At 59.9% G+C, this 20,226-nt stretch carries 22 protein-coding genes; 10 read left to right on the top strand and 12 right to left on the bottom strand.

What is annotated here, in order from left to right:
• Positions 1-9: 9 nt before the first annotated feature.
• The gene (locus AC1D1M_RS05040; RefSeq protein ID WP_477774781.1) at positions 10-591 is read right to left on the bottom strand and encodes a PilZ domain-containing protein; all 582 of its coding nucleotides are present in this window, start codon (positions 589-591) and stop codon (positions 10-12) included.
• Between the two features lie 94 nt (positions 592-685).
• On the opposite strand from AC1D1M_RS05040, the gene AC1D1M_RS05045 reads away from it, so the two are divergent.
• The 3 genes from AC1D1M_RS05045 (at position 686) to AC1D1M_RS05055 (ending at position 3,935) form a co-directional block, all read left to right on the top strand.
• Positions 686-1,936: a lipoprotein-releasing ABC transporter permease subunit gene (locus AC1D1M_RS05045; RefSeq protein ID WP_223454460.1), complete on the top strand. Its 1,251-nt coding sequence runs from the start codon at positions 686-688 to the stop codon at positions 1,934-1,936.
• 7 nt (positions 1,937-1,943) lie between these two features.
• Positions 1,944-2,627 (top strand): lipoprotein-releasing ABC transporter ATP-binding protein LolD, encoded by a 684-nt coding sequence (lolD, locus tag AC1D1M_RS05050; protein WP_177323267.1) that lies wholly within the window; start codon positions 1,944-1,946, stop codon positions 2,625-2,627.
• A 63-nt stretch (positions 2,628-2,690) separates the two neighbouring features.
• A complete protein-coding gene (locus AC1D1M_RS05055) occupies positions 2,691-3,935 on the top strand; it encodes a lipoprotein-releasing ABC transporter permease subunit (RefSeq protein ID WP_477774782.1) in 1,245 nt (414 codons plus the stop codon).
• Positions 3,936-4,059: 124 nt separating this feature from the next.
• Here the strand turns inward: AC1D1M_RS05055 and AC1D1M_RS05060 are convergent, their stop codons facing one another.
• Positions 4,060-5,409, bottom strand: coding sequence for a heavy metal sensor histidine kinase (locus tag AC1D1M_RS05060; RefSeq protein WP_477774783.1), 1,350 nt, complete (start codon positions 5,407-5,409; stop codon positions 4,060-4,062).
• The gene (locus AC1D1M_RS05065; RefSeq protein ID WP_007995297.1) at positions 5,409-6,089 is read right to left on the bottom strand and encodes a heavy metal response regulator transcription factor; all 681 of its coding nucleotides are present in this window, start codon (positions 6,087-6,089) and stop codon (positions 5,409-5,411) included. The genes AC1D1M_RS05060 and AC1D1M_RS05065 overlap by 1 nt, the downstream gene beginning before the upstream one ends.
• Positions 6,090-6,244: 155 nt before the next feature.
• On the opposite strand from AC1D1M_RS05065, the gene copI reads away from it, so the two are divergent.
• The gene (gene copI / locus AC1D1M_RS05070; protein WP_477774784.1) at positions 6,245-6,781 is read left to right on the top strand and encodes a copper-resistant cuproprotein CopI; all 537 of its coding nucleotides are present in this window, start codon (positions 6,245-6,247) and stop codon (positions 6,779-6,781) included.
• A gap of 61 nt (positions 6,782-6,842) precedes the next feature.
• Positions 6,843-7,673, top strand: a complete 831-nt coding sequence (queF, locus tag AC1D1M_RS05075; protein WP_477774785.1) for an NADPH-dependent 7-cyano-7-deazaguanine reductase QueF — start codon at positions 6,843-6,845, stop codon at positions 7,671-7,673.
• Positions 7,674-7,855: 182 nt separating this feature from the next.
• Here queF and AC1D1M_RS05080 read toward each other — a convergent pair whose 3' ends face one another.
• Positions 7,856-8,119 (bottom strand): DUF4404 family protein, encoded by a 264-nt coding sequence (locus AC1D1M_RS05080; protein WP_008053327.1) that lies wholly within the window; start codon positions 8,117-8,119, stop codon positions 7,856-7,858.
• Positions 8,120-8,228: 109 nt separating this feature from the next.
• A complete protein-coding gene (locus AC1D1M_RS05085; RefSeq protein ID WP_477774786.1) occupies positions 8,229-8,849 on the bottom strand; it encodes an HAD family phosphatase in 621 nt (206 codons plus the stop codon).
• 201 nt (positions 8,850-9,050) lie between these two features.
• On the opposite strand from AC1D1M_RS05085, the gene AC1D1M_RS05090 reads away from it, so the two are divergent.
• The 3 genes from AC1D1M_RS05090 (at position 9,051) to rssC (ending at position 11,792) form a co-directional block, all read left to right on the top strand.
• Positions 9,051-9,740 carry an MlaA family lipoprotein gene (locus tag AC1D1M_RS05090; RefSeq protein ID WP_477774787.1) on the top strand — a complete coding sequence of 230 codons (690 nt, stop codon included), beginning with the start codon at positions 9,051-9,053 and terminating at the stop codon, positions 9,738-9,740.
• 388 nt (positions 9,741-10,128) lie between these two features.
• Entirely contained in the window at positions 10,129-11,310 is a 1,182-nt protein-coding gene (gene rssB / locus AC1D1M_RS05095) for a two-component system response regulator RssB (RefSeq protein ID WP_032829882.1), read from the top strand.
• Positions 11,310-11,792, top strand: coding sequence for an anti-sigma factor antagonist RssC (gene rssC, locus AC1D1M_RS05100; protein ID WP_007978612.1), 483 nt, complete (start codon positions 11,310-11,312; stop codon positions 11,790-11,792). The genes rssB and rssC overlap by 1 nt, the downstream gene beginning before the upstream one ends.
• Before the next feature lie 209 nt (positions 11,793-12,001).
• On the opposite strand, the gene tal is transcribed toward rssC, so the two are convergent.
• Together tal and dusA are read right to left on the bottom strand one after the other, a co-directional pair.
• Entirely contained in the window at positions 12,002-12,928 is a 927-nt protein-coding gene (gene tal, locus AC1D1M_RS05105) for a transaldolase (protein ID WP_429366610.1), read from the bottom strand.
• Between the two features lie 178 nt (positions 12,929-13,106).
• The gene (gene dusA / locus AC1D1M_RS05110) at positions 13,107-14,102 is read right to left on the bottom strand and encodes a tRNA dihydrouridine(20/20a) synthase DusA (protein ID WP_477774788.1); all 996 of its coding nucleotides are present in this window, start codon (positions 14,100-14,102) and stop codon (positions 13,107-13,109) included.
• Positions 14,103-14,541: 439 nt separating this feature from the next.
• Here dusA and AC1D1M_RS05115 point away from each other — a divergent pair, with 439 nt between their 5' ends.
• Complete coding sequence (locus tag AC1D1M_RS05115; protein WP_477774789.1) at positions 14,542-14,922, top strand: DUF6124 family protein; 381 nt, start codon at positions 14,542-14,544, stop codon at positions 14,920-14,922.
• 105 nt (positions 14,923-15,027) lie between these two features.
• The gene (locus tag AC1D1M_RS05120; protein ID WP_477774790.1) at positions 15,028-15,249 is read left to right on the top strand and encodes a hypothetical protein; all 222 of its coding nucleotides are present in this window, start codon (positions 15,028-15,030) and stop codon (positions 15,247-15,249) included.
• 68 nt (positions 15,250-15,317) lie between these two features.
• Here the strand turns inward: AC1D1M_RS05120 and AC1D1M_RS05125 are convergent, their stop codons facing one another.
• The 5 genes from AC1D1M_RS05125 to AC1D1M_RS05145 form a co-directional block, all read right to left on the bottom strand.
• Positions 15,318-16,079, bottom strand: coding sequence for a transporter substrate-binding domain-containing protein (locus AC1D1M_RS05125; protein ID WP_477774946.1), 762 nt, complete (start codon positions 16,077-16,079; stop codon positions 15,318-15,320).
• Between the two features lie 105 nt (positions 16,080-16,184).
• On the bottom strand, positions 16,185-17,120 hold the full coding sequence (copD, locus tag AC1D1M_RS05130) for a copper homeostasis membrane protein CopD (RefSeq protein WP_477774791.1): 936 nt from the start codon (positions 17,118-17,120) through the stop codon (positions 16,185-16,187).
• A 3-nt stretch (positions 17,121-17,123) separates the two neighbouring features.
• Positions 17,124-17,507 (bottom strand): copper homeostasis periplasmic binding protein CopC, encoded by a 384-nt coding sequence (copC, locus tag AC1D1M_RS05135; RefSeq protein WP_477774792.1) that lies wholly within the window; start codon positions 17,505-17,507, stop codon positions 17,124-17,126.
• A 52-nt stretch (positions 17,508-17,559) separates the two neighbouring features.
• Positions 17,560-18,462, bottom strand: coding sequence for a copper resistance protein B (locus AC1D1M_RS05140; RefSeq protein ID WP_477774793.1), 903 nt, complete (start codon positions 18,460-18,462; stop codon positions 17,560-17,562).
• Positions 18,463-18,472: 10 nt separating this feature from the next.
• Positions 18,473-20,179: a copper resistance system multicopper oxidase gene (locus AC1D1M_RS05145; protein WP_477774794.1), complete on the bottom strand. Its 1,707-nt coding sequence runs from the start codon at positions 20,177-20,179 to the stop codon at positions 18,473-18,475.
• Between the last annotated feature and the right edge of the window lie 47 nt (positions 20,180-20,226).

Here is a 20,226-nt window from a genome sequence, read left to right on the forward strand (position 1 = left end):
TTCCTTAAATTAATTGCCTGATTCGAGTTGTTCGCGGGCCAGGCGTCGTTCCTGGGCCTGCTTTTGCAAGATGTGGCGGGCCAGCAGTTGGCGCTGGGCATCGGTCAGGTGTTCGAACTCGGTGCCGACGTCATAGCCATCGCCCTTGCGGTCGCAATGGGTGACGCAGGCGCGCAGCAGCAGGCCCAGGGCTTGCGGCATCAGCACCAGCTTGACCGACAGGCGTGTGCCGGCGGCGATGGGATTTGCATGCTGAAAGTCGATGCCGCCTTCGGAAATGATCACTGGCTGCGGTTCGCCGATCTGCCCGAACACTGTCAGAGCGACGACCTGACTCAGCAAATCGATGCGTTTGTTCTGGGATTTGAGGAATGCGGCGGTCGTGCGGTCGCGTTCGCTGATCTGGCGCAACAGGTGTTGCGACTCGAATTCGCTCAGGTGCAGTTCGCTGAGCAAGTTGAAGAGCGGGGAAGCATCCTGCAACACTTCTTGGCCTGTGGCTTCAGCAGCGGACAGGGGCCGAATTTCCAGTGCGATCGTATCCTCGATACGGTAGTATTCGCGGCGATCTTCTTCATCTAATGTCGACATGGCGAACCCATGGTAGCGGCGGTGGTCTGAGTGTAAAGCTGGTTATCGACCCCCGCCACAAGGACGTTCCTTTTCCCTCCGAACAAGCCCCGACATGTTCAGACCTCTCTTCGTATTTATCGGCACGCGTTACACCCGTGCAAAGCGTCGCAATCATTTTGTGTCATTCATTTCCCTGACTTCGATGATCGGGCTCGCCCTTGGCGTGGTCGTGATGATCGTGGTGCTGTCGGTGATGAACGGCTTCGATCATGAGATGCGCACCCGCGTGCTGGGCATGGTGCCCCACGCGACCATCGAGTCCGGGGAGCCGATCAGCGATTGGCAAAGCCTGGCGGCCAAGGTCAAGCAGAACCCGCAGGTGACGGCCGTGGCGCCGTTTACGCAAATGCAGGGCTTGCTGACCAATAACGGCAAGGTCTCGAAAGTCCTGCTCAATGCCATCGACCCGGCACAAGAACGCCAAGTGTCGATCATCGATCACTTCATGACCCAGGGAAAACTCGACGATCTTGTGCCGGGTGAGTTTGGCATCGTCATCGGTGACAAGGCCGCGGCCAAGCTCGGTGCCGCGATTGGCGACAAGCTGACCTTCGTGGCGCCGGAAGTCACCGTGACCCCGGCCGGGATGTTCCCGCGCATGAAGCGCTTTACCGTGGTCGGCATCTTCCATGTCGGCGCCGGTGAGCTCGATGGCTACCTGGGCGTCACCAACCTGCAGGATCTGGCCCGGCTGCACCGCTGGAAACCGGATCAGGTCCAGGGCCTGCGCCTGAAGTTCGACGACCTGTTCCAGGCACCACGCACCGCGTGGAGCATCGCCCGCGACCTCGGCGAAGACCGCTACTACGCCCGCGACTGGACCCGTACCCATGGCAACCTGTACCAGGCGATCCGCATGGAAAAAGCCATGATCGGCCTGTTGCTGCTGCTGATCGTTGCCGTTGCTGCCTTCAACATCATTTCCACGCTGGTGATGGTGGTGAACGACAAGAAGGGCGACATCGCGATCCTGCGCACACTGGGCGCCACGCCGGGCACGATCATGCGCACGTTCATGGTGCAAGGCACGGTGATTGGCGTGGTCGGTACCGCGATCGGCGCCGTGGTCGGGATCTTCGCCGCGCTGAACGTCAGCGCCGCGATCTCGGCCCTCGAAGGCTTGATCGGGCACAAATTCCTCAACGCCGACGTGTATTTCATCGATTACCTGCCGTCGCAAGTGCAGAGCCAGGACGTGGTGATGGTCTGCTCTGCGGCGTTGGTCCTGAGTTTCCTCGCCACCCTGTATCCAGCCTGGCGTGCCGCGCGCACCCAGCCTGCGGAGGCGCTACGTTATGAGTGAGTCGGGCATGAGTGATAAAGCAATCTTGAGCTGCCGCAGCCTGGGCAAGTCCTACGAGGAAGGCCCGGAATCGGTGGAAGTGTTGGCGGGCCTGCAATTGGAATTGCACCCGGGAGAGCGCGTGGCGATTGTCGGCAAGTCGGGCTCGGGTAAAAGTACCTTGCTCAATCTGCTGGGCGGCCTCGATACACCAACCAAGGGCAGCGTCTGGCTCGACGGCGAAGAACTGTCGGCGCTGAGCGAGAAGAAACGCGGCCTGCTGCGTAATCGCGCCCTGGGCTTCGTGTACCAGTTTCACCATCTGCTGCCGGAATTCACCGCCCTGGAAAACGTCTGCATGCCGCTGCTGATCGGCAAGACCGCGATTCCGGAGGCGCGTCAGCGTGCCACGGCGTTGCTGGAGCGGGTAGGGCTGGGCCACCGCCTGGAGCACAAGCCGGCGGAATTGTCCGGTGGTGAGCGTCAGCGTGTGGCCATCGCCCGAGCCCTGGTGAACACACCGGGCCTGGTGATGCTCGACGAGCCGACCGGCAACCTCGACTCCCACACCGCCCAGGGCATTCAAGACTTGATGCTGGAGCTCAGCACCTCGATGCGCACGGCGTTCCTGGTGGTGACCCACGACATGAACCTGGCCCGCCAGATGGACCGCGTCCTGCACTTGCAGGAAGGTTGCCTCACTCCCATCTGATTGGCTGAAGCCTGATGCCTGAAAAGGCGTCGGGTCTTTTATTTTTATACGGTGCACCAGCGAATGTTCAGACCGTTATCGATCTTTATCGGCACGCGCTATACCCGCGCCAAGCGCCGCAATCGCTTTGTCTCCTTCATCTCGATGACGTCGATGATCGGTCTCGCCCTTGGCGTGCTGGCAATGATCGTGGTGCTGTCGGTGATGAACGGCTTCCAGCGCGAAATGAGCTCGCGCATCCTCGGCATGGTGCCGCACGCCACCATCGTCGGCGTCAATCCGATTGACGACTGGAAGCCCGTGGCAGCGGCGGCGATGAAAAACCCGGAAGTGACGGCGGCGGTGCCGTTCACCGAGATGGAAGGCATGCTCTCTTACAAGGGCACGATGCAGCCAATCCAGGTCAGCGGTGTCGACCCGGCGCTGGAAGGCCAGGTGTCGATCGTCGCCAAGCACATCGTCCAGGGCAGTCTCGAGGCCCTGAAGCCGGGCGAGTTCGGCGTGGTAATCGGCGAGATCACGGCGCGTCGCTTCCGCTTGAACGTCGGCGACAAGATCACCCTGATCGTGCCGGAAGTCAGCAATGCGCCGGGCGGCATCACCCCGCGCATGCAACGGCTGAATGTGGTCGGCGTGTTCAAGGTTGGCGCCGAACTGGACGGCACGATGGCGCTGATCCACATGGCCGATGCCGCGCAGATGCAGCACTGGGAGCCGAGTCAGGTGCAGAGCGTGCGCCTGGCGGTGAAGGATCTGTATGCCGCGCCACAAGTGTCGAGCGACATCGCCACGGGGCTGGGTACCGCCTACAAGGCTGACGACTGGACCCACACCCAGGGCAGCCTGTTCAGCGCAATGAAGATGGAAAAAACCATGATCGGCCTGCTGTTGCTGATGATCGTCGCGGTGGCGGCGTTCAACATCATCGCGACCCTGATCATGGTGGTGAACGACAAGGGCGCGGACATCGCGATCCTGCGCACCATCGGCGCCACGCCGCGGCAGATCATGGCGATCTTCATGGTGCAGGGCACGGTGATCGGTATCGTCGGCACCCTGATTGGCGGTGTGTTGGGTGTGATTGCCGCGCTGAACGTCAGCGAGATGGTGGGCTGGATCGAGCGGGTCAGCGGGCAGCACATCTTCAGTTCCGATGTGTATTTCGTCAGCAACCTGCCGTCCGAGCTGCAAGGCGGGGATGTGGCGTTGATCTGCACGGCGGGCTTCGTCATGAGCTTCCTGGCCACGGTTTACCCGGCATGGCGGGCGGCGAAGATTGAGCCGGCTCATGCTTTGCGGTATTCGTAAGCCGTTACACCGTCATCGCGAGCAAGCTCGCTCCCACAGGGATCTGCGTCGTACACAGATTATGTGAACGCTACAAAACACTGTGGGAGCGAGCTTGCTCGCGATGAGGCCGCAACTGCCAGCCTCATTCCCCCCTTGGCAACTCGATCACAAACCGCGTCCATCCATTCTCCGATTCACAACGAATCTGCCCGCCATGGGCACGGATGATCGACTGGGTGATCGCCAGTCCCAATCCCGCATGTTCACTGCTGCCTTCGCGGCGCGCCGGATCGGCCCGATAAAACCGGTCAAACAGGCGCGGCAATAGATCTTCGGAAATCTGTTGGCCTGTGTTTTCAACGGTCAGGCGCAATTCTTTTGGCTGATCGACGATTCGCACCCGAACCTCGCCATCGGCCGGAGTGAATCGCAGTGCGTTGTCCAGCAGGTTCGACAATGCCCGCCGCAACATGCTGCGGTCACCTTCGATGCGGGCATTGCCGTCACGACTCAGTGTTACCTGCGCGTCTTCCGCCAATGGCGCAAAGAACTCCAGTAGCAGATCCGCTTCCTCCGCCAGTTCCAGTGGCTCGCATTTGGGCATTAACAAGCCGTGATCGGCTTTCGCCAGGTAGAGCATGTCATTGACCAGTTGCGCCATCCATTGCAGCTCTTCGAGGTTGCTGTGCAGGGCTTCGCGGTAGTCCTCGATGGGGCGAGGGCGGGTGAGGGTGACCTGGGTGTGGGTCAGCAGGTTCGACAATGGCGTGCGCAGTTCATGGGCGATGTCGGCAGAGAACGCAGACAGGCGCTGAAACGAGTCGTCGAGGCGTCCGAGCATGGCGTTGAAGTTGTGGGCCATTTCCGCCAGTTCCGGGGGCATGTTTTCTTCAGGCAACCGCGCGTTCAGCGATTGCGCGGAAACACCGCTGGCCACCGCACTGATCCGCCGCAACGGGCGCAAGCCGCTGCGTGCCGCCCAGGCGCCAAGCACTGCGGTGGCCAGGGCTGACAGGCCGACGGTCAGCCAGATCAAATGCTGCATGCGTTGCAGAAAATGCTGGTGGTGGGTGATGTCCAGCAGCAGGGTCAGTTGCGGTGACTCGGGTTTGTCCGCGAAAAGCGGCGCATTCAAGACGCGGTAATCCATGCCTTCATGGCTCACTGTCGACAATCCGGGCTGGCGCGGCAATACCTGCGGAATGCTTGTCGAGCTGTCATACCAGCGCTGGCCGTCGCTGCCGGTGATTCGCAGGGACAGATCAGCCTGCCGGCTCAGTTCCTCCGCCAGTTTCACTTCGCTGTCACTCGACTGCAAGTCGTGCAGGGCCCGACGCAAGCCAATCAATTTGCCGTCCAGCAGTTGCTGGTCGAGCTCAATGAAGTGCGCCTCGCTGGCGCGGCTGAACAGTACCCCGGCGAACAACGACACCACGGCGGTGCAGGCGGCAAACAACAGCGCCAGGCGGCTGCTCAAGGACAGCCGGCGCATCAGGCGGGGCGCTCTTCGAGGACGTAACCCATGCCGCGCACGGTGTGGATCAGCTTATTGGGGAATTCATCGTCGATCTTCAGGCGCAGGCGACGGATCGCCACCTCGATGACATTGGTGTCGCTGTCGAAATTCATGTCCCAGACCTGGGACGCAATCAGCGACTTGGGCAGGACTTCCCCCTGACGGCGCAGGAGCATTTCCAGCAGGGCGAACTCCTTGGCGGTCAGGTCGATACGCTGGCCGCTGCGTTCGACCCGGCGACGGATCAGGTCCAGGCGCAAATCGGCCAGTTGCAAGCTGGTTTCCTGAGGCGTGGCACTGCCACGACGCAACAGGCTGCGCACCCGCGCCAGCAGTTCGGAGAAGGCAAATGGCTTGACCAGATAGTCATCGGCGCCCAGTTCGAGGCCGTGAACCCTGTCCTCCACGGCGTCACGCGCTGTCAGAAAAAGTACCGGCGTGTCCAGGCCAGCGCTGCGCACCGCTTGCAGAATCTGCCAGCCATCACGGCCCGGCAGCATCACATCGAGAATCAGCAGGGCATATTCGCCGCTGAGGGCCAATTGCTGGCCGGTGTTGCCGTCGGCCACCAGTTCTGTGTTGAACCCGGCCTCGGCCAGGCCCTGGCGCAGGTAATGGCCGGTTTTCGGTTGGTCTTCGACAATCAGCAGTTTCATGGGCGGCTCTTGGCAGATGGAACGGACGCTTTATACCGTGGGCAGCGTTCATACAGGTCAACCTGACAAAGTTGTAATCTGGCTGTCAGGTTGCGGGCAGTGGCAGCAGTTTAGAGTTTTCCCCATGCTGAGCCTTATCTTGTTGGAGTATGACGATGTTTTTACGCAAGTCCGTGGCGCAAATCGTTTGTTTGCTGGCGCTGAGTTCACCGGTGTTGGCGGACGCCGGGCATACCTACGATTTCGGTCAGCCGGCCCCGGCGGCCAAGGCAAACCGCAGCGTCGAAGTGGTCATGGGTGACATGTCCTTCACGCCGCAGGCCATCGACATCAAGGCCGGGGAAACCGTGCGCTTCGTGCTGGTCAATAAAGGCCAGTTGTTGCATGAGTTCAACCTGGGGGATGCGGCGATGCACGCCAAACACCAGCAGGAAATGTTGCAAATGCAACAGAGCGGCATGCTGACGCCGACCGGCATGAAGGCAATGGACCACGGCAGCATGGCTGGCATGGATCACAGCAAAATGGACCACGGCATGAAGCATGACGACCCGAACAGCGTGCTGGTGGAGCCGGGCAAGACCGCCGAGCTGACCTGGACCTTCAGCAAGGCTACTAACCTTGAGTTTGCCTGCAACATTCCCGCTCATTACCAGGCCGGCATGGTCGGCAAACTGACTGTCAGTCAGTAAGCACTCAAAGGCGGGAGCAAAGGCTGATAGAATCCGCTGATTCTTCAGTCAGGTTTCCGCCATGCATCCCGCAGCCGAACACTCGCCGCTGGGCAAGTCCAGCGAATACATCGCCACCTACACGCCGTCCTTGCTGTTCCCGATCCCGCGCACCGCGAAGTGGGCGGAACTGGGCCTGACGGCGCAAACCCTGCCGTATAAAGGCGTGGACTTCTGGAACTGCTTCGAACTGTCCTGGCTGCTGCCTTCGGGCAAGCCCGTGGTGGCGATCGGCGAATTCAGCATTCCGGCGGATTCACCGAACATCATCGAATCGAAGTCGTTCAAGCTGTACCTCAACTCCCTGAACCAGACGCCGTTTGCCGATACCGCGAGCCTTGAGGCGGCGTTGGTCAAGGATTTGTCGGCGGCTGCCGGCAAGCCGGTGGGCGTGCGCATTCGCAGTCTCAAGGATGTCGAGAGCGAAGGCGTCGTGGCCTTGCCGGGCGTGTGCATCGACGAACTGGATATCAGCGTCAGCAACTATGAGCACCCGCGGCCGGAACTGCTGCGTTGTGATGATTCGCGCATTGTCGAGGAGAGCGTGCACAGTCATTTGCTCAAGTCCAACTGCCCGGTCACCAGCCAGCCGGACTGGGGCAGCGTGGCGGTGGAGTACCGTGGCGCGGCGCTGGATCACGCGAGCCTGCTCGAGTACATCGTCAGCTTCCGTCAGCATTCGGACTTCCATGAGCAGTGTGTAGAGCGGATCTTCCTTGACCTGCAGCGGTTGCTAAAACCCGAGAAACTGACGGTGTATGCGCGTTATGTGCGTCGTGGCGGGCTGGATATCAACCCGTATCGCAGCACTGAAGAGGTGCAGCTGCCGAATCATCGACTGGTCCGTCAGTAACGAAACCCTGTGGGAGCGAGCTTGCTCGCGATGGCTGAGTATCAGGCGACATTGATGTTGGATGTGCCGGCCTCATCGTCGGAACGCCGCCCGGAGCAAGCTCGCTCCCACAAGGGAAATGTATTTTCAGATATGAAAAAGCCCTGCTATCGCTAGCAGGGCTTTTTTGCCTCTGGCAGGGTTCAGATTCCCATGTTGGCCAAGGCCTGCCCGATGTTGCGCAGGGTGCCGGCAAGCGTCGGATGTTCGAGTTCGAAGCGCTCGACAGCCAGGTTCACACCGTCGGCGAGACTGGAATCCTGGGTTTTGGTTTCGAGCTCAAGCTTCAACTCGATCTGTTGCATCAGTTCGTGTAACTCGGCGCGTTCGGCTTCAGACAACGGAGGATTCTGTTCCAATTGCTCGCGCAGGGCATTGAGCTGTTCTTGCAATTCGCGGGCAGGCATGGCGTTCTTCCTTCTATCGATAGGCACTGGCATAGACCATGGCGGCGGGCCAAAGGTCGATGGCTGACCTTTAGATTAATCCACTCGCGCGCAACGTGCATGATCTCGGTCAGGGCTTTTCGCCCTTGAGCCGACGCAGGCTGATATCGGCCAGGCAGGTGTCGAGTTCACCGAGGTGATCGATCACCGAATGCACGCCCAGGCCGAACAGTTGCATCGTGGCCTTGGCGCGTTTGATATCGCGCTCCTGCGGGGTCAACGCTTGCCATTGCTCGGGCGTCATCCCGCACAGCGAGCCGCAGGACGCCAGGCCGATGGTCCACAGCCCGGCATTGAGCCCCGCTTGCAGCAAGCGGGGTTCGCCGCTCACCAGTACGCAGCCGTCGAGTCGCTCGACGTTCAGGGTCATCAAGGCTTGCCAGCAGGCATTCGGGGCGGGCCATGGGTTGTTTGTTGCTGGATGTTGCGAAGGTTTGATCCATTCCGGCAACGCCGCGGCCAGGGATTGGCTGAGGGCAGGGGGCAGTTCATCGAGCCAGGCGCAGGGGATTTGCAGGCGCTGCAAGCTGCGCAGACTATCCAGTGCGCCGGGTGTGGCCTCGGCGTGTTCGGCCGAGTGGCTGCCGTGCCGGTGCGTGTGTGCGCCGAAATCCACCAGGCAGCCACTGAGGCCGAACAGTACGGCGGTCAGGCTGGGTGCGGTTTGGGGCAAGGCTTCGGCGAGCGGCATGTGGACGTCCCTGAAATAGCCTGAAGGCTAGCGGGCGACGGTGACAGTTGAGTGACATGGACGTGAATCGCTCGCATTTGGCACGATTCCTTCGGTGTGGACTTCGTGCAAAGTGCCTTAAACAGCGTTTACGTCTTATACTTGCCAGCTTATTGCCTGGGCCAAGCGCTCGGGCCAGTACAAACCAAGGAGTTTTTTTCTATGCGCTGGAGCAATCATCTAGCCAGGATTTGTGTATGCGCCAGTGTGATGCTGGTTCCGTTCGTTGCCCAGGCAGCCACGGAAGAGGATCCTTGGGAAAGCGTCAACCGCCCGATTTACAAGTTCAACGACGTGATCGACACCTACGCGCTGAAGCCCGTGGCCCAGGGCTACCGGTACGTGACGCCGCAGTTTGTCGAAGACGGCGTCCACAACTTCTTTAAGAACATCGGTGATGTGCGCAACCTGGCCAACGATATCCTGCAGGCCAAACCTCGCGCCGCAGGCGTTGATACCGCACGAATCATTTTCAACACCACCTTCGGTTTGCTGGGCGTCATTGATGTCGGCACCAAAATGGGCCTGCAGCGCAATGACGAAGACTTCGGTCAGACGCTGGGTTACTGGGGTGTCGGCAGCGGCCCTTACTTGATGTTGCCGCTGCTGGGTCCAAGCACCTTGCGTGATGCGCCATCCAAGTACGTCGACAGCTATACCGGCGCTTATCGTTACGTAAACGACATTCCGGTGCGTAACTCCTTCTACGCGCTGGACATCGTCGATACCCGTGCCAACCTGCTGTCGAGCGAGAAACTGATCACCGGCGACAAGTACACTTTCATTCGCAATGCGTACTTGCAGAACCGTGAGTTCAAGGTGAAAGACGGTCAGGTTGAAGACGATTTTTAACGTCGACCGGTAAATAGAAGAGGCGGCCATCAAGGCCGCCTTTTTTGTCTGCGAAGACCTGCATGCGGATAAAATCGCGCTTTTCGCAGCAGTCCCGAGCGGTTTGACTCATGGGTACCATCCTTCCATTGGGTTACGGATTTGCCTGTTCTTATAACTCTCGGTGATTTGACAAATAAAGACGTCAAGCGACCATCGGCGTGAGCTTGAAACGCCCCGCGGATGGGAGTACCGTCTGCGCCTTAGAAGGGCACCTCTGGTGTACATGTGTGTAGGGCAAATGCCCGAAAGCGGTGCGACAGAGAGGCTAGAAAGCGAATCCAGTAGTCAGCGCCGGGCCAAAGTCCCCGCCTGCTACGCCAACCTAATTCTGGCGCCGTTTGCCCACATGCCAAAAACCAGTGCCACGCTGCTGATAATCGATGATGACGAAGTAGTGCGCGCGAGCCTCGCCGCCTATTTGGAAGACAGTGGTTTCAGCGTCTTGCAGGCCAGCAATGGTCAGCAGGGTCTTCAGGTATTCGAGCAAGACAAGCCCGACTTGGTCATCTGCGATCTGCGCATGCCGCAGATGGGCGGACTCGAACTCATTCGCCAGGTGACCGAACTGTCGCCGCAAACGCCGGTGATCGTGGTGTCGGGTGCGGGCGTGATGAACGACGCGGTCGAAGCCCTGCGCCTGGGCGCGGCGGACTATCTGATCAAACCTCTCGAAGATCTGGCCGTGCTCGAGCACTCCGTGCGCCGGGCCCTGGATCGTGCGCGCCTGCTGCTGGAGAACCAGCGCTACCGCGAGAAGCTGGAGAAGGCCAACCGCGAGCTCGAAGCCAGCCTGAACCTGCTCCAGGAGGACCAGAACGCCGGTCGCCAGGTGCAGATGAACATGCTGCCGGTCAGCCCCTGGACCATCGACGAGTTCAAGTTTGCTCACCAGATCATCCCGTCGCTGTACCTGTCGGGTGACTTCGTCGACTACTTCCGGGTCGACGAGCGCCGGGTAGCCTTTTACCTGGCGGATGTTTCCGGTCACGGCGCCTCTTCAGCCTTCGTCACCGTGCTGTTGAAGTTCATGACCACGCGCTTGCTGTTCGAATCCAAGCGCAGCGGCACCTTGCCGGAATTCAAGCCTTCAGAGGTTCTTGGTCATATCAACCGGGGCCTGATCAGTTGTAAGCTGGGTAAACACGTCACAATGGTCGGTGGAGTCATCGACGAGGAGACCGGTTTGTTGACCTATAGCATCGGCGGTCATCTGCCGTTGCCAGTGTTGTACACGCCAGACAGTGTTCGTTATCTGGAAGGGCGTGGCCTGCCGGTGGGCCTCTTCAATGAAGCCACCTATGAAGACCACGTGCTGGAACTGCCACCGACGTTCAGCCTGACGCTGATGTCTGACGGCATTCTGGACCTTTTGCCAGAACCCACACTCAAAGAAAAAGAGGCGGCGTTGCCCCAACGGGTCAAGGCTGCGGGCGGCACCCTGGATGGGCTGCGGCAGGTTTTTGGATTGGCCACGCTAGGGGAGATGCCGGATGATATCGCCCTGTTGGTGTTGAGCAGGAATCTTTGATGAGTACCGGTAGAATCCAGTTCGCCGAGCAGGATGGCACTTTCGTCCTGAAGTTCGTCGGTGAAGTTCGCCTGACCCTGTGTTCGGCGTTGGATGCGACTATTGAGCGGATCTTCAGTGCGTTGAATTTCAACGCAATCGTGATCGATCTGACCGAAACCCGCAGCATCGACAGCACCACACTTGGCCTGCTGGCCAAGCTGTCGATCCTGTCGCGGCAGAAAGTCGGCCTGCTGCCGACCGTCGTCACCACCCACGAAGACATCACGCGTCTGCTGCAGTCCATGGGCTTCGAGCAGGTGTTCAACATCGTTGACAAGCCTGTACCGTGCCCGGAATGCCTGGACGACCTGCCAGATCAGGATCAGTCCGAAGAAGTGGTGCGGATCAAAGTGCTCGAAGCGCACAAGATCCTCATGGGGCTGAACGACACCAATCGTGAAGCCTTCCATGATCTGGTGAATGCGCTCGAACGGCACTGATTCCCTGACGTGATGTGGGTCTGACAGGGCCCCATCGCGAGCAAGCTCGCTCCCACAGGTTCTTCGTTCAGCACACGACCTCTGCAAATCCCTGTGGGAGCGAGCTTGCTCCGGGCGGCGTTCCGACGATGACGTCCGCAAGAACCCCGCATCCACAAAAAAGGGCGAACCCACCTGGGTTCGCCCTTTTTGCATTACACCCACTCAGATCACAGCTTGGCCTGCAACAGCGCCTCAAGCTTCTCCTGATCCCGCGCGAACTGACGAATGCCTTCAGCCAGTTTCTCGGTCGCCATCGCATCTTCGTTGGACTGCCAACGGAACTGCGATTCGTTGAGGCTCAGGCGCGCTTCACCGGCATGGCCCGGCGCGAGTTTGCGCTCCAGCTTGCCGGTATCCGCCGCCAGCTTGTCGATCAGGTCCGGGCTGATGGTCAGGCGGTCGCAGCCGGCCAGTTGCTCGATCTGGCCCAGATTGCGGAAGCTAGCCCCCATGACCACGGTCTTGTAGTCATTGGCCTTGTAGTAGTTGTAGATGCGTGTCACCGACTGCACGCCCGGATCATCGGCGCCGGTGTAGTCGTTGCCGTTGGCTTTCTTGTACCAGTCGTAGATACGGCCCACGAACGGCGAAATCAGGAACACCCCGGCGTCGGCACAGGCGGCCGCCTGGGCGAAGGAGAACAGCAGGGTCAGGTTGGTCTGGATGCCTTCCTTTTCCAGGATCTCGGCAGCGCGGATGCCTTCCCAGGTGGACGCGATCTTGATCAGTACGCGGTCGCGGCCAATACCGGCCTTGTCGTACAGCTCGATCAGGCGATGCGCACGCTTCAACATGGCGTCAGTGTCGAACGACAGGCGCGCATCCACTTCGGTGGAAATACGGCCCGGGATCACTTTCAGGATTTCTTGCCCCACGGCCACGCCAAAACGGTCGCTGGCCAGGCCCACATCGCCCTTGCAGTCATTGACGCTGGCGTTCAGCAGCTCGGCATACGCAGGAATGGCCGCGGCCTTGAGCAGCAGGGAAGGGTTGGTGGTGGCGTCCACGGGTTTAACGCGAGCGATAGCTTCGAAGTCGCCGGTGTCGGCAACCACGGTGGTCATTTGTTTGAGTTGTTCCAGCTTGGAAGTCATGGGCGTGCTCTGTCCTTTGGGTCTGATGACATTACCCGAGCGCTGACAGCCACTCAAGGGCGTGTACGTGTATCGATGGCCCCTGCGGTAACAACCTGAAAACGGTTGTTTGAAAGGCGGGGCGTGGTATCGAAGAATACGATGCCGAAACGCCCCACAGGTTCAACGAGACCGACCGTTAACGCCCTTCGAGCAACGCCGCTGCCTGATCCAGCAGCGCCAGCGGATCTTTCGCCTTGTGAATGTCCACCGACAATAGCTGCCGAAACTTGCGTGCGCCCGGAAACCCGGTGCCCAGTCCAAGCACATGCCGGGTGATGTGGTGCATCGAACCACCTGCAGCGATATGCGCCGCTATATAAGGACGCAACTGCGCCAACGCCTCAGCCCGGCTGATCACCGGCGCCGAGCTGCCGAACAGCTGCTGATCCACCTCGGCCATCACATAAGGGTTGTGATACGCCTCACGGCCGAGCATCACGCCGTCGAACGTCTGCAAATGCTCATGACAGGCTTCCAGCGTCTTGATCCCGCCGTTCAGAATAATCTCCAGCTCGGGAAAATCCGCCTTCAACCGCGCCGCCACGTCATAACGCAGAGGCGGAATGTCTCGGTTTTCCTTTGGCGACAATCCCTCCAGAATCGCAATCCGTGCATGCACTGTAAAACTCGTGCACCCGGCATCCCGTACCGTGCCGACGAAATCACACAGTTCTTCGTAACTGTCCCGCCCGTTGATCCCGATTCGATGCTTCACCGTCACCGGAATCGACACCGCATCACGCATCGCCTTCACACAATCGGCCACCAACTGCGGATGCCCCATCAGGCACGCACCGATCATATTATTCTGCACCCGATCACTCGGGCAGCCGACATTCAGGTTCACCTCGTCGTAACCGTGCTCCTGCGCCATGCGCGCACACGCGGCCAGGTCCAGCGGCACACTGCCGCCGAGTTGCAATGCCAGCGGGTGCTCGGCTTCGTTGTGACGCAGGAAGCGCTCGTGGTCGCCGTTGAGCAAAGCACCGGTGGTGACCATTTCGGTGTAGAGCAGGGCGTTTTTCGACAGTAGGCGCAGGAAGAAGCGGCAGTGTCTATCGGTCCAATCCATCATCGGCGCGACGGAGAAGCGGCGGGAGAGTAGGGCGGGTGTGGCGGTGGTTACGGACATGAGGGATCTGGAATCGGTGAGGCTGGGAGGTGGGGAGTTTATCAGGATTGGGCCTGCGAGGTTTATGCACGTCTGAGGACGGTAAATCATGGGTGCTCTGTTGAAGGCATCACGAAAATGTAAGAGGTTTCCCTCAAGTCGCGTCCACTTTACCCATATTGCCCTACATCTGATCCACCAGCTAACCTCCCTCCGTCGCTGCAAAGTCAGCGACAAGGGTGTGGAAGCCCTTCACAAGATCTAGGCGCACAGGGCGCCACCTAAATTTAAGCAGGCGCTTTTTTCATGTCTGCTGTTAAATTATGGCGGCTGTGTGCGGGGCACTTTCGGGTGCGCCAGGTTCCTGGATCCCTGGTCTTCCACACCCGTGCACAGCTGCCACCCCATCATGTGGAAGTGATGCTGGCAGTTCCTTTGGTTAATTCTAGGAACGAAAACGATGAAAAAGATAACGCCTGACCCTCCGGAAACCGCAACGGCTTCCGATTCTCTCGATCTTGCTCAACTATCCGCAGACTCTCAGCGGGTGGTCAGTAAACGTCTGCGAAACCCGAATCACGCTGATCCCGTCTGCCATGTGTTCACCATTCTTCCCAACGTCGATACTGAAACGCTCCTGTGTCACGCCTGCGAAACCCTTGCATCGTTGAACGTCTTGACCACTGACCTGGCTTGCAAGCTCGAAGGTTCAACCCGCAGTTTGGCGCTGTCGATTCAGCAACTGGCGGTGGTGGGGGAGTTGTTGGTGAATCGAGCATTGGACAATGTCGATCCGCAAGGCAGTGGGGGTGAGGTATCGCCAGCTGCACACGGTTCCTGAACCAACGCTGACTTGCCGAAAAGTTTCATGATGTGTCGTTGAAGTGAGGCATAGGATGACCGCCAAAGGTCACGTCCCCGCGCTTCAATCCACAGGAATAAAAAAATGATCGCAAACCTCGTCAAAGTCTCGCTGATCGCCGGTGCTTTGTTGTTGAGCGCCTGTTCGGGTGTGAGCTCCCATAGCGATTATTCGACCGACTCCGTGCAGCCTGCCGGCTTTGGCCCGGGGCCAACCAACAGCAATCCTGACAAGATGAATTTCCATGGCAGTGCGCTCGGCAATAGCTTCGGCGAATACAGTTCAGGTTTGCTGCACGACGATTGATACGCGGTCCGCAATGAAGAAGGGTGCTCTCTCGGGAGCGCCCTTTTTTGTGCGAAAAAAACGATCCATTATTTCGCGTCAGGCGCCGCCAGCCACTGCCGCAGAATCTTCTGATAATTGCCCGTCGCCTTGGCCAGGTGCAGCCACTGATCGACGTATAGCTTCCAGGTGATGTCGTCGCGGGGCAGCAGATAGGCTTTTTCGCCGTATTGCATGTAGTGCGTGGGGTTGACCGCGCACAGGCCCGGTTTGAGCTTCTGCTGGTACAGCGCCTCCGATGCGTCGGTGATCATCACGTCTGCTTTCTTGTCCAACAGCTCCTGAAAAATGCTCAGGTTGTCGCGCAATTGCAGTTGCGCTTGAGGCAGGTAGGCGTGGACGAACGCTTCGTTGGTGCCGCCGGCGGGTTCGACCAGGCGAACCGTTGGCTGGTTGATCTGTTCGACGGTCTGGTACAGCGCCTGATCTTCGCAGCGCACCAAGGGGATTTTGCCATCGACGTCCAGGGTGGTGCTGAAGAAGGCTTTTTTCTGCCGTTCCAGGGTGACCGAGATGCCGCCCATGGCGATGTCGCACTTGCCGGCGAGCATGTCGGGCATCAGGGTTTTCCAGGTGGTGGGCACCCATTCGACCTTGACACCCAGGCTGTCCGCCAGGGTGCGGGCCATGGCGATGTCGATACCGGAGTATTCGCCGTCTTCGGCTTTGAAGGTGTAAGGCTTGTAGTCGCCGGTGGTGCAAACGCGCAGTTGTCCCTGTTGCATGACGCTGTCCAGATGCGATGGTTCTGCCTGGGCGCCAAGGGAGAGTGCGAGCAAGCCGCCGAGCATCATTGCTCTTTTGCTGTTTTTCATTGTTATCGGGCTTTTGTGCTGGAGTGGTTTTGAAGCGGGGAGTGTAGTGAAACTTTCACCGGTGTGAAAAATCAACGCCCCCTAAACATTGCTCATTTCCACTTCCGGACTCAACGTCCCCAACCACGCCACCAACCCCACAATCAATACCGCTGCGGCCATTTCCACCACCACACTGCGCCGAAGTGCATGGGCCGCCACGCGATATTGGCCCTCTTGCAACGACCGCTCCAGCAGGGGGCCAAGATGAAAGCGGTTCAGCGCCGCCAACACCAGCATCCCGGCAAACAGCAACACTTTGATCGCCAGCAAAACTCCGTAATGGCCGAGTAAAACCTCATCGAGTTTCGGCCCGACGATATACAGGTAGTTCACCACGCCTGTCACGGTGATGATCGCAACGATCAGCGCACCGACACGTTCGAATCGCTTAACAGAGCGAGCCAGCAAACGTATGTGAGCTTCTGTTTGCAGGGCGCGGGGTTGAGCCATCAGGGCAAACGCCAGCAACGCGCCGAGCCAGGCGCCTGCCACCAGCAAGTGCAGGATGTCCGCCGTGAAGTGCCAGTAACGGCGACTGCCTTCGTCCATGGCGCCGTGCCCGCTCCAGGCCAGGCTGGCGAGGGCGATGCCGCCGACAGTGGCGGCGATCACGAGGCTGATGCCGGGTGCGCGTGGGTTGAGTATCAACGCCAGACCCGCGACCGCTAATGCGATCATCCGCACAGCCCAGGCCAACCCGACGTCTGTCTCGAACAGCATCATCTCGATGTGAGGGCGCAACTCGGCAACGTCTGATTCGCCGCTCATGGCGCGGACCATCAGCACCATGCCAGCGATGGACAGCAACGCACCGAGCCCGACTGTTGCCGTCAACAATCGGCGAAAGGGCAGCACCATCCCGGATAGCCGTTCCTGTCCTTTAAGGCTATACAGCCCAAACAGCGCTACGCCAAACAACAGCATCAAATCCATATACAACACAAACCGCAGCACGACGTTGGCCGAGTCGCTCATCGGTCATTTCACTTTAAACGTGACGTTGCCGGTGATCGGGTGGGTGTCCGACGACACCGCGCGCCATTCGACTTTGTAGGTGCCGGCAGTCAACGGCGCTGTCGGAATGATGAACATGGTCTTCGGATCACTGCCGCCGCTGACTTTGGCCTTGACCGGCATTGGGGCGTGGGCCATGCCGGACATTTCGGTCATCAGCAGTTTTGCGCCGGAAAACTGGGTGACGAGGTTTTCGGAAAAGTGCAGTTCGATCTTGTCGGGTGGCGTACCTGTCGCGCCTTCCGCTGGGGTGGAGGAGAGTAGTTTGGGGTGGGCTTGAGCGAGAGTGCTCATGAGCAAGCCGCTGAGCAAGGCGATAACGACGGCGGTGGGTTTGATGAGGCGCATGCAAGGTCCTTTACCGCTTGAAGCGGTTGTTGTTGGTTTGAGGTGAGTCTGTTCAGAACCACATCCGAATACCGAGAACGAGGCGGGTTTCGCTGCGGTCCTCGCCTTCGTCGTTGGCGTAGTCGGCGGTGTTGCCGTAGGTGCGGTTCCAGGTCACGCCGAGGTAGGGCGCGAATTCCCGGCGGATTTCGTAGCGCAGGCGCAGGCCGGCTTCGGTGTTGGACAACCCCGCGCCGATGCCCCGTTGTGGGTCGTTTTTGCCGTAGGCGTTGACCTCGACGGTCGGCTGCAGGATCAGCCGATTGGTCAGCAGGATGTCGTAGTCGCCCTCCAGCCGCACGGCGCTCTGGCCGCCTTCGCCGATGAAGGCCGTGGCTTCGGCTTCAAAGTTGTACAGCGCCATGCCTTGCACGCCGAACGCGGCCCAGGTTTGCGGGGCGCCGGGTTTGAAGTCCTGGCGCACGCCGCTGACGACGTCCCACCACGGGGAAATGGCGTGGCCCCAAAGGGCCTGGATTTCCGCGTCCTCGGTCACGCCGTTGGTGCGTTCACCTTCGGAGCGCAGCCACAGGCGATCAATGTCGCCGCCGATCCAGCCCGACAAGTCCCAGGCCAGGGTGCTGCCGTCATCGGCGTCCTGCCACTCGAGTTTGTCGGCGAGAAAAAAGGAATTGAGCGTGCTGTCATGTACGTGGTGGCCGGCGGGATCGGCATACACCGCAGCGCGATCGGCATCGGTCAGCACCGGGATCGGCGTACGGCTTTCGCTGGGTGCGGCGGGCTGCATCTGGCCGTCGTCCATGCCTTGCATTTGGCCGTGGTCCATTTGGCTATGATCCATGCCTTGCATCTGGCCGTGGTCCATCTGGCTGTGATCCATGCCTTGCATGTCATCGCTAGCGGCCATCGCTGTCGAGGTCGCGAGTGCTAAAAAAAACGGGGTGAATCGAATCATGGGGTGCGCCTTATTCTTCCACGCGAACTTCACGGAACATGCCCATTTCCATGTGGTACAGGAGATGGCAGTGATAGGCCCAGCGGCCGAGCGCATCGGCAGTGACCCGATAACTGCGCCGGGAGCCCGGTGGCATGTCGATGGTGTGTTTGCGCACCATGAACTGGCCGTTCTCGTCTTCAAGGTCGCTCCACATTCCATGCAGGTGGATGGGATGCATCATCATCGTGTCGTTGACCAGCACGATCCGCAGCCGCTCGCCGTACTTGAGGCGCAGGGGGTCTGCGTCGGAGAACTTCACGCCGTTGAACGACCAGGCGAATTTTTCCATGTGGCCCGTCAGGTGCAGCTCAATGGTGCGGCCAGGCTCGCGGCCGTCCGGGTCTTCGAAGGTGCTGCGCAGGTCGGAATAGGTGAGCACGCGGCGACCGTTGTTACGCAGGCCCATGCCGGGATCGTCGAGTTTCGCTGAGGTGGACATGGCTTGCATGTCCACCAGCGGGTTGTCGGTTTCCGAGGCCGGGTGGGACTGCATGCCGGGCATGTCGCCCATGTCCATGTTGCTGTGATCCATGCCCGCCATGCTGCCGTGGTCCATGCCGCCCATGCCCATGTCATCCATGGTCACCAGAGGGCGCGGGTCCAGTGGCGGCAGCGGCGCAACCAGTCCCGGCTTCACCGCCAGGGTGCCCCGTGCGTATCCGGTGCGATCCATTGCCTGGGCGAACAGAGTGTAGGCCGCTTCGGTCGGCTCGACGATAACGTCGAAGGTTTCCGCCACGGCAATGCGAAACTCGTCGACGCTCACCGGTTTGACGTGCAGGCCATCGGCGGCGACCACGGTCATTTTCAGGCCGGGGATACGCACGTCGAAGTAGCTCATGGCCGAGCCGTTGATGAAGCGCAGCCGCAGCTTTTCCCCCGGGCGAAACACCCCGGTCCAGTTCGAATCCGGTGCCTGGCCGTTCAACAGGTAGGTGTAAGTGGCGCCGCCGACGTCCGCCAGGTCGGTGGGATTCATCTTCATCTCGGCCCACATCTTGCGATCGGCGACGGTCGGCCCCCAGCCTTTTTCGCTGACGTCGTGGATGAAGTCGCCCACGGTGCGTTTGTTGAAGTTGTAGTAATCGGACTGTTTTTTCAGCGTCCTCATCAGGCCGACCGGGTCTTCGTCGGTCCAGTCGCTGAGCATTACCACGTAGTCGCGGTCGTACTGGAACGGTTCCGGGTCTTTGGCGTCGATCACCAGCGGGCCGTAGACGCCGGATTGTTCCTGAAAACCCGAATGGCTGTGATACCAGTAGGTGCCGTTCTGGCGCACGGTGAACTGGTAGACGTACATGCCGCCCGGCTCGATGCCCTTGAAGCTCAGCCCCGGCACGCCGTCCATGTTGGCGGGCAGCAAGATGCCGTGCCAGTGAATGGACGTGCTGTCCTTGAGTCTGTTGCGCACCCGCAGCGTCACCGTATCGCCTTCACGCCAGCGCAACAGCGGGCCGGGGATGCCGCCGTTGATGGTCATCGCGGTGCGCGGGCTGCCGGTGAAGTTGACCGGGGATTCGCCGATGAACAGCTCGAAATCATTACCGGCCAACACCTGCGGTTCGCCGGGACTGCTGATCGCCCAGACCGGCGTGCGCCATAACCCGAGGCCGCCGAAGAGCCCGCCGATGGCCAGGCCTTTGACGAAGGTGCGTCTTGAAGTGTGGGAGTGCATGCCGTGTGTTCCGCCCGTCAGCCTGTTGAACTTGTCGATGAGGCTAG

The organism is Pseudomonas sp. P1_F7, from assembly GCF_056405655.1.

What these genes read in the sequence shown, in the direction of transcription:
- AC1D1M_RS05040 (WP_477774781.1), bottom strand. Translation starts at nt 591, where the DNA reads ATGTCGACATTAGATGAAGAAGATCGCCGCGAATACTACCGTATCGAG.
- AC1D1M_RS05045 (WP_223454460.1), top strand. Translation starts at nt 686, where the DNA reads ATGTTCAGACCTCTCTTCGTATTTATCGGCACGCGTTACACCCGTGCA.
- lolD (WP_177323267.1), top strand. Translation starts at nt 1,944, where the DNA reads ATGAGTGATAAAGCAATCTTGAGCTGCCGCAGCCTGGGCAAGTCCTAC.
- AC1D1M_RS05055 (WP_477774782.1), top strand. Translation starts at nt 2,691, where the DNA reads ATGTTCAGACCGTTATCGATCTTTATCGGCACGCGCTATACCCGCGCC.
- AC1D1M_RS05060 (WP_477774783.1), bottom strand. Translation starts at nt 5,409, where the DNA reads ATGCGCCGGCTGTCCTTGAGCAGCCGCCTGGCGCTGTTGTTTGCCGCC.
- AC1D1M_RS05065 (WP_007995297.1), bottom strand. Translation starts at nt 6,089, where the DNA reads ATGAAACTGCTGATTGTCGAAGACCAACCGAAAACCGGCCATTACCTG.
- copI (WP_477774784.1), top strand. Translation starts at nt 6,245, where the DNA reads ATGTTTTTACGCAAGTCCGTGGCGCAAATCGTTTGTTTGCTGGCGCTG.
- queF (WP_477774785.1), top strand. Translation starts at nt 6,843, where the DNA reads ATGCATCCCGCAGCCGAACACTCGCCGCTGGGCAAGTCCAGCGAATAC.
- AC1D1M_RS05080 (WP_008053327.1), bottom strand. Translation starts at nt 8,119, where the DNA reads ATGCCTGCCCGCGAATTGCAAGAACAGCTCAATGCCCTGCGCGAGCAA.
- AC1D1M_RS05085 (WP_477774786.1), bottom strand. Translation starts at nt 8,849, where the DNA reads ATGCCGCTCGCCGAAGCCTTGCCCCAAACCGCACCCAGCCTGACCGCC.
- AC1D1M_RS05090 (WP_477774787.1), top strand. Translation starts at nt 9,051, where the DNA reads ATGCGCTGGAGCAATCATCTAGCCAGGATTTGTGTATGCGCCAGTGTG.
- rssB (WP_032829882.1), top strand. Translation starts at nt 10,129, where the DNA reads ATGCCAAAAACCAGTGCCACGCTGCTGATAATCGATGATGACGAAGTA.
- rssC (WP_007978612.1), top strand. Translation starts at nt 11,310, where the DNA reads ATGAGTACCGGTAGAATCCAGTTCGCCGAGCAGGATGGCACTTTCGTC.
- tal (WP_429366610.1), bottom strand. Translation starts at nt 12,928, where the DNA reads ATGACTTCCAAGCTGGAACAACTCAAACAAATGACCACCGTGGTTGCC.
- dusA (WP_477774788.1), bottom strand. Translation starts at nt 14,102, where the DNA reads ATGTCCGTAACCACCGCCACACCCGCCCTACTCTCCCGCCGCTTCTCC.
- AC1D1M_RS05115 (WP_477774789.1), top strand. Translation starts at nt 14,542, where the DNA reads ATGAAAAAGATAACGCCTGACCCTCCGGAAACCGCAACGGCTTCCGAT.
- AC1D1M_RS05120 (WP_477774790.1), top strand. Translation starts at nt 15,028, where the DNA reads ATGATCGCAAACCTCGTCAAAGTCTCGCTGATCGCCGGTGCTTTGTTG.
- AC1D1M_RS05125 (WP_477774946.1), bottom strand. Translation starts at nt 16,079, where the DNA reads ATGCTCGGCGGCTTGCTCGCACTCTCCCTTGGCGCCCAGGCAGAACCA.
- copD (WP_477774791.1), bottom strand. Translation starts at nt 17,120, where the DNA reads ATGAGCGACTCGGCCAACGTCGTGCTGCGGTTTGTGTTGTATATGGAT.
- copC (WP_477774792.1), bottom strand. Translation starts at nt 17,507, where the DNA reads ATGCGCCTCATCAAACCCACCGCCGTCGTTATCGCCTTGCTCAGCGGC.
- AC1D1M_RS05140 (WP_477774793.1), bottom strand. Translation starts at nt 18,462, where the DNA reads ATGATTCGATTCACCCCGTTTTTTTTAGCACTCGCGACCTCGACAGCG.
- AC1D1M_RS05145 (WP_477774794.1), bottom strand. Translation starts at nt 20,179, where the DNA reads ATGCACTCCCACACTTCAAGACGCACCTTCGTCAAAGGCCTGGCCATC.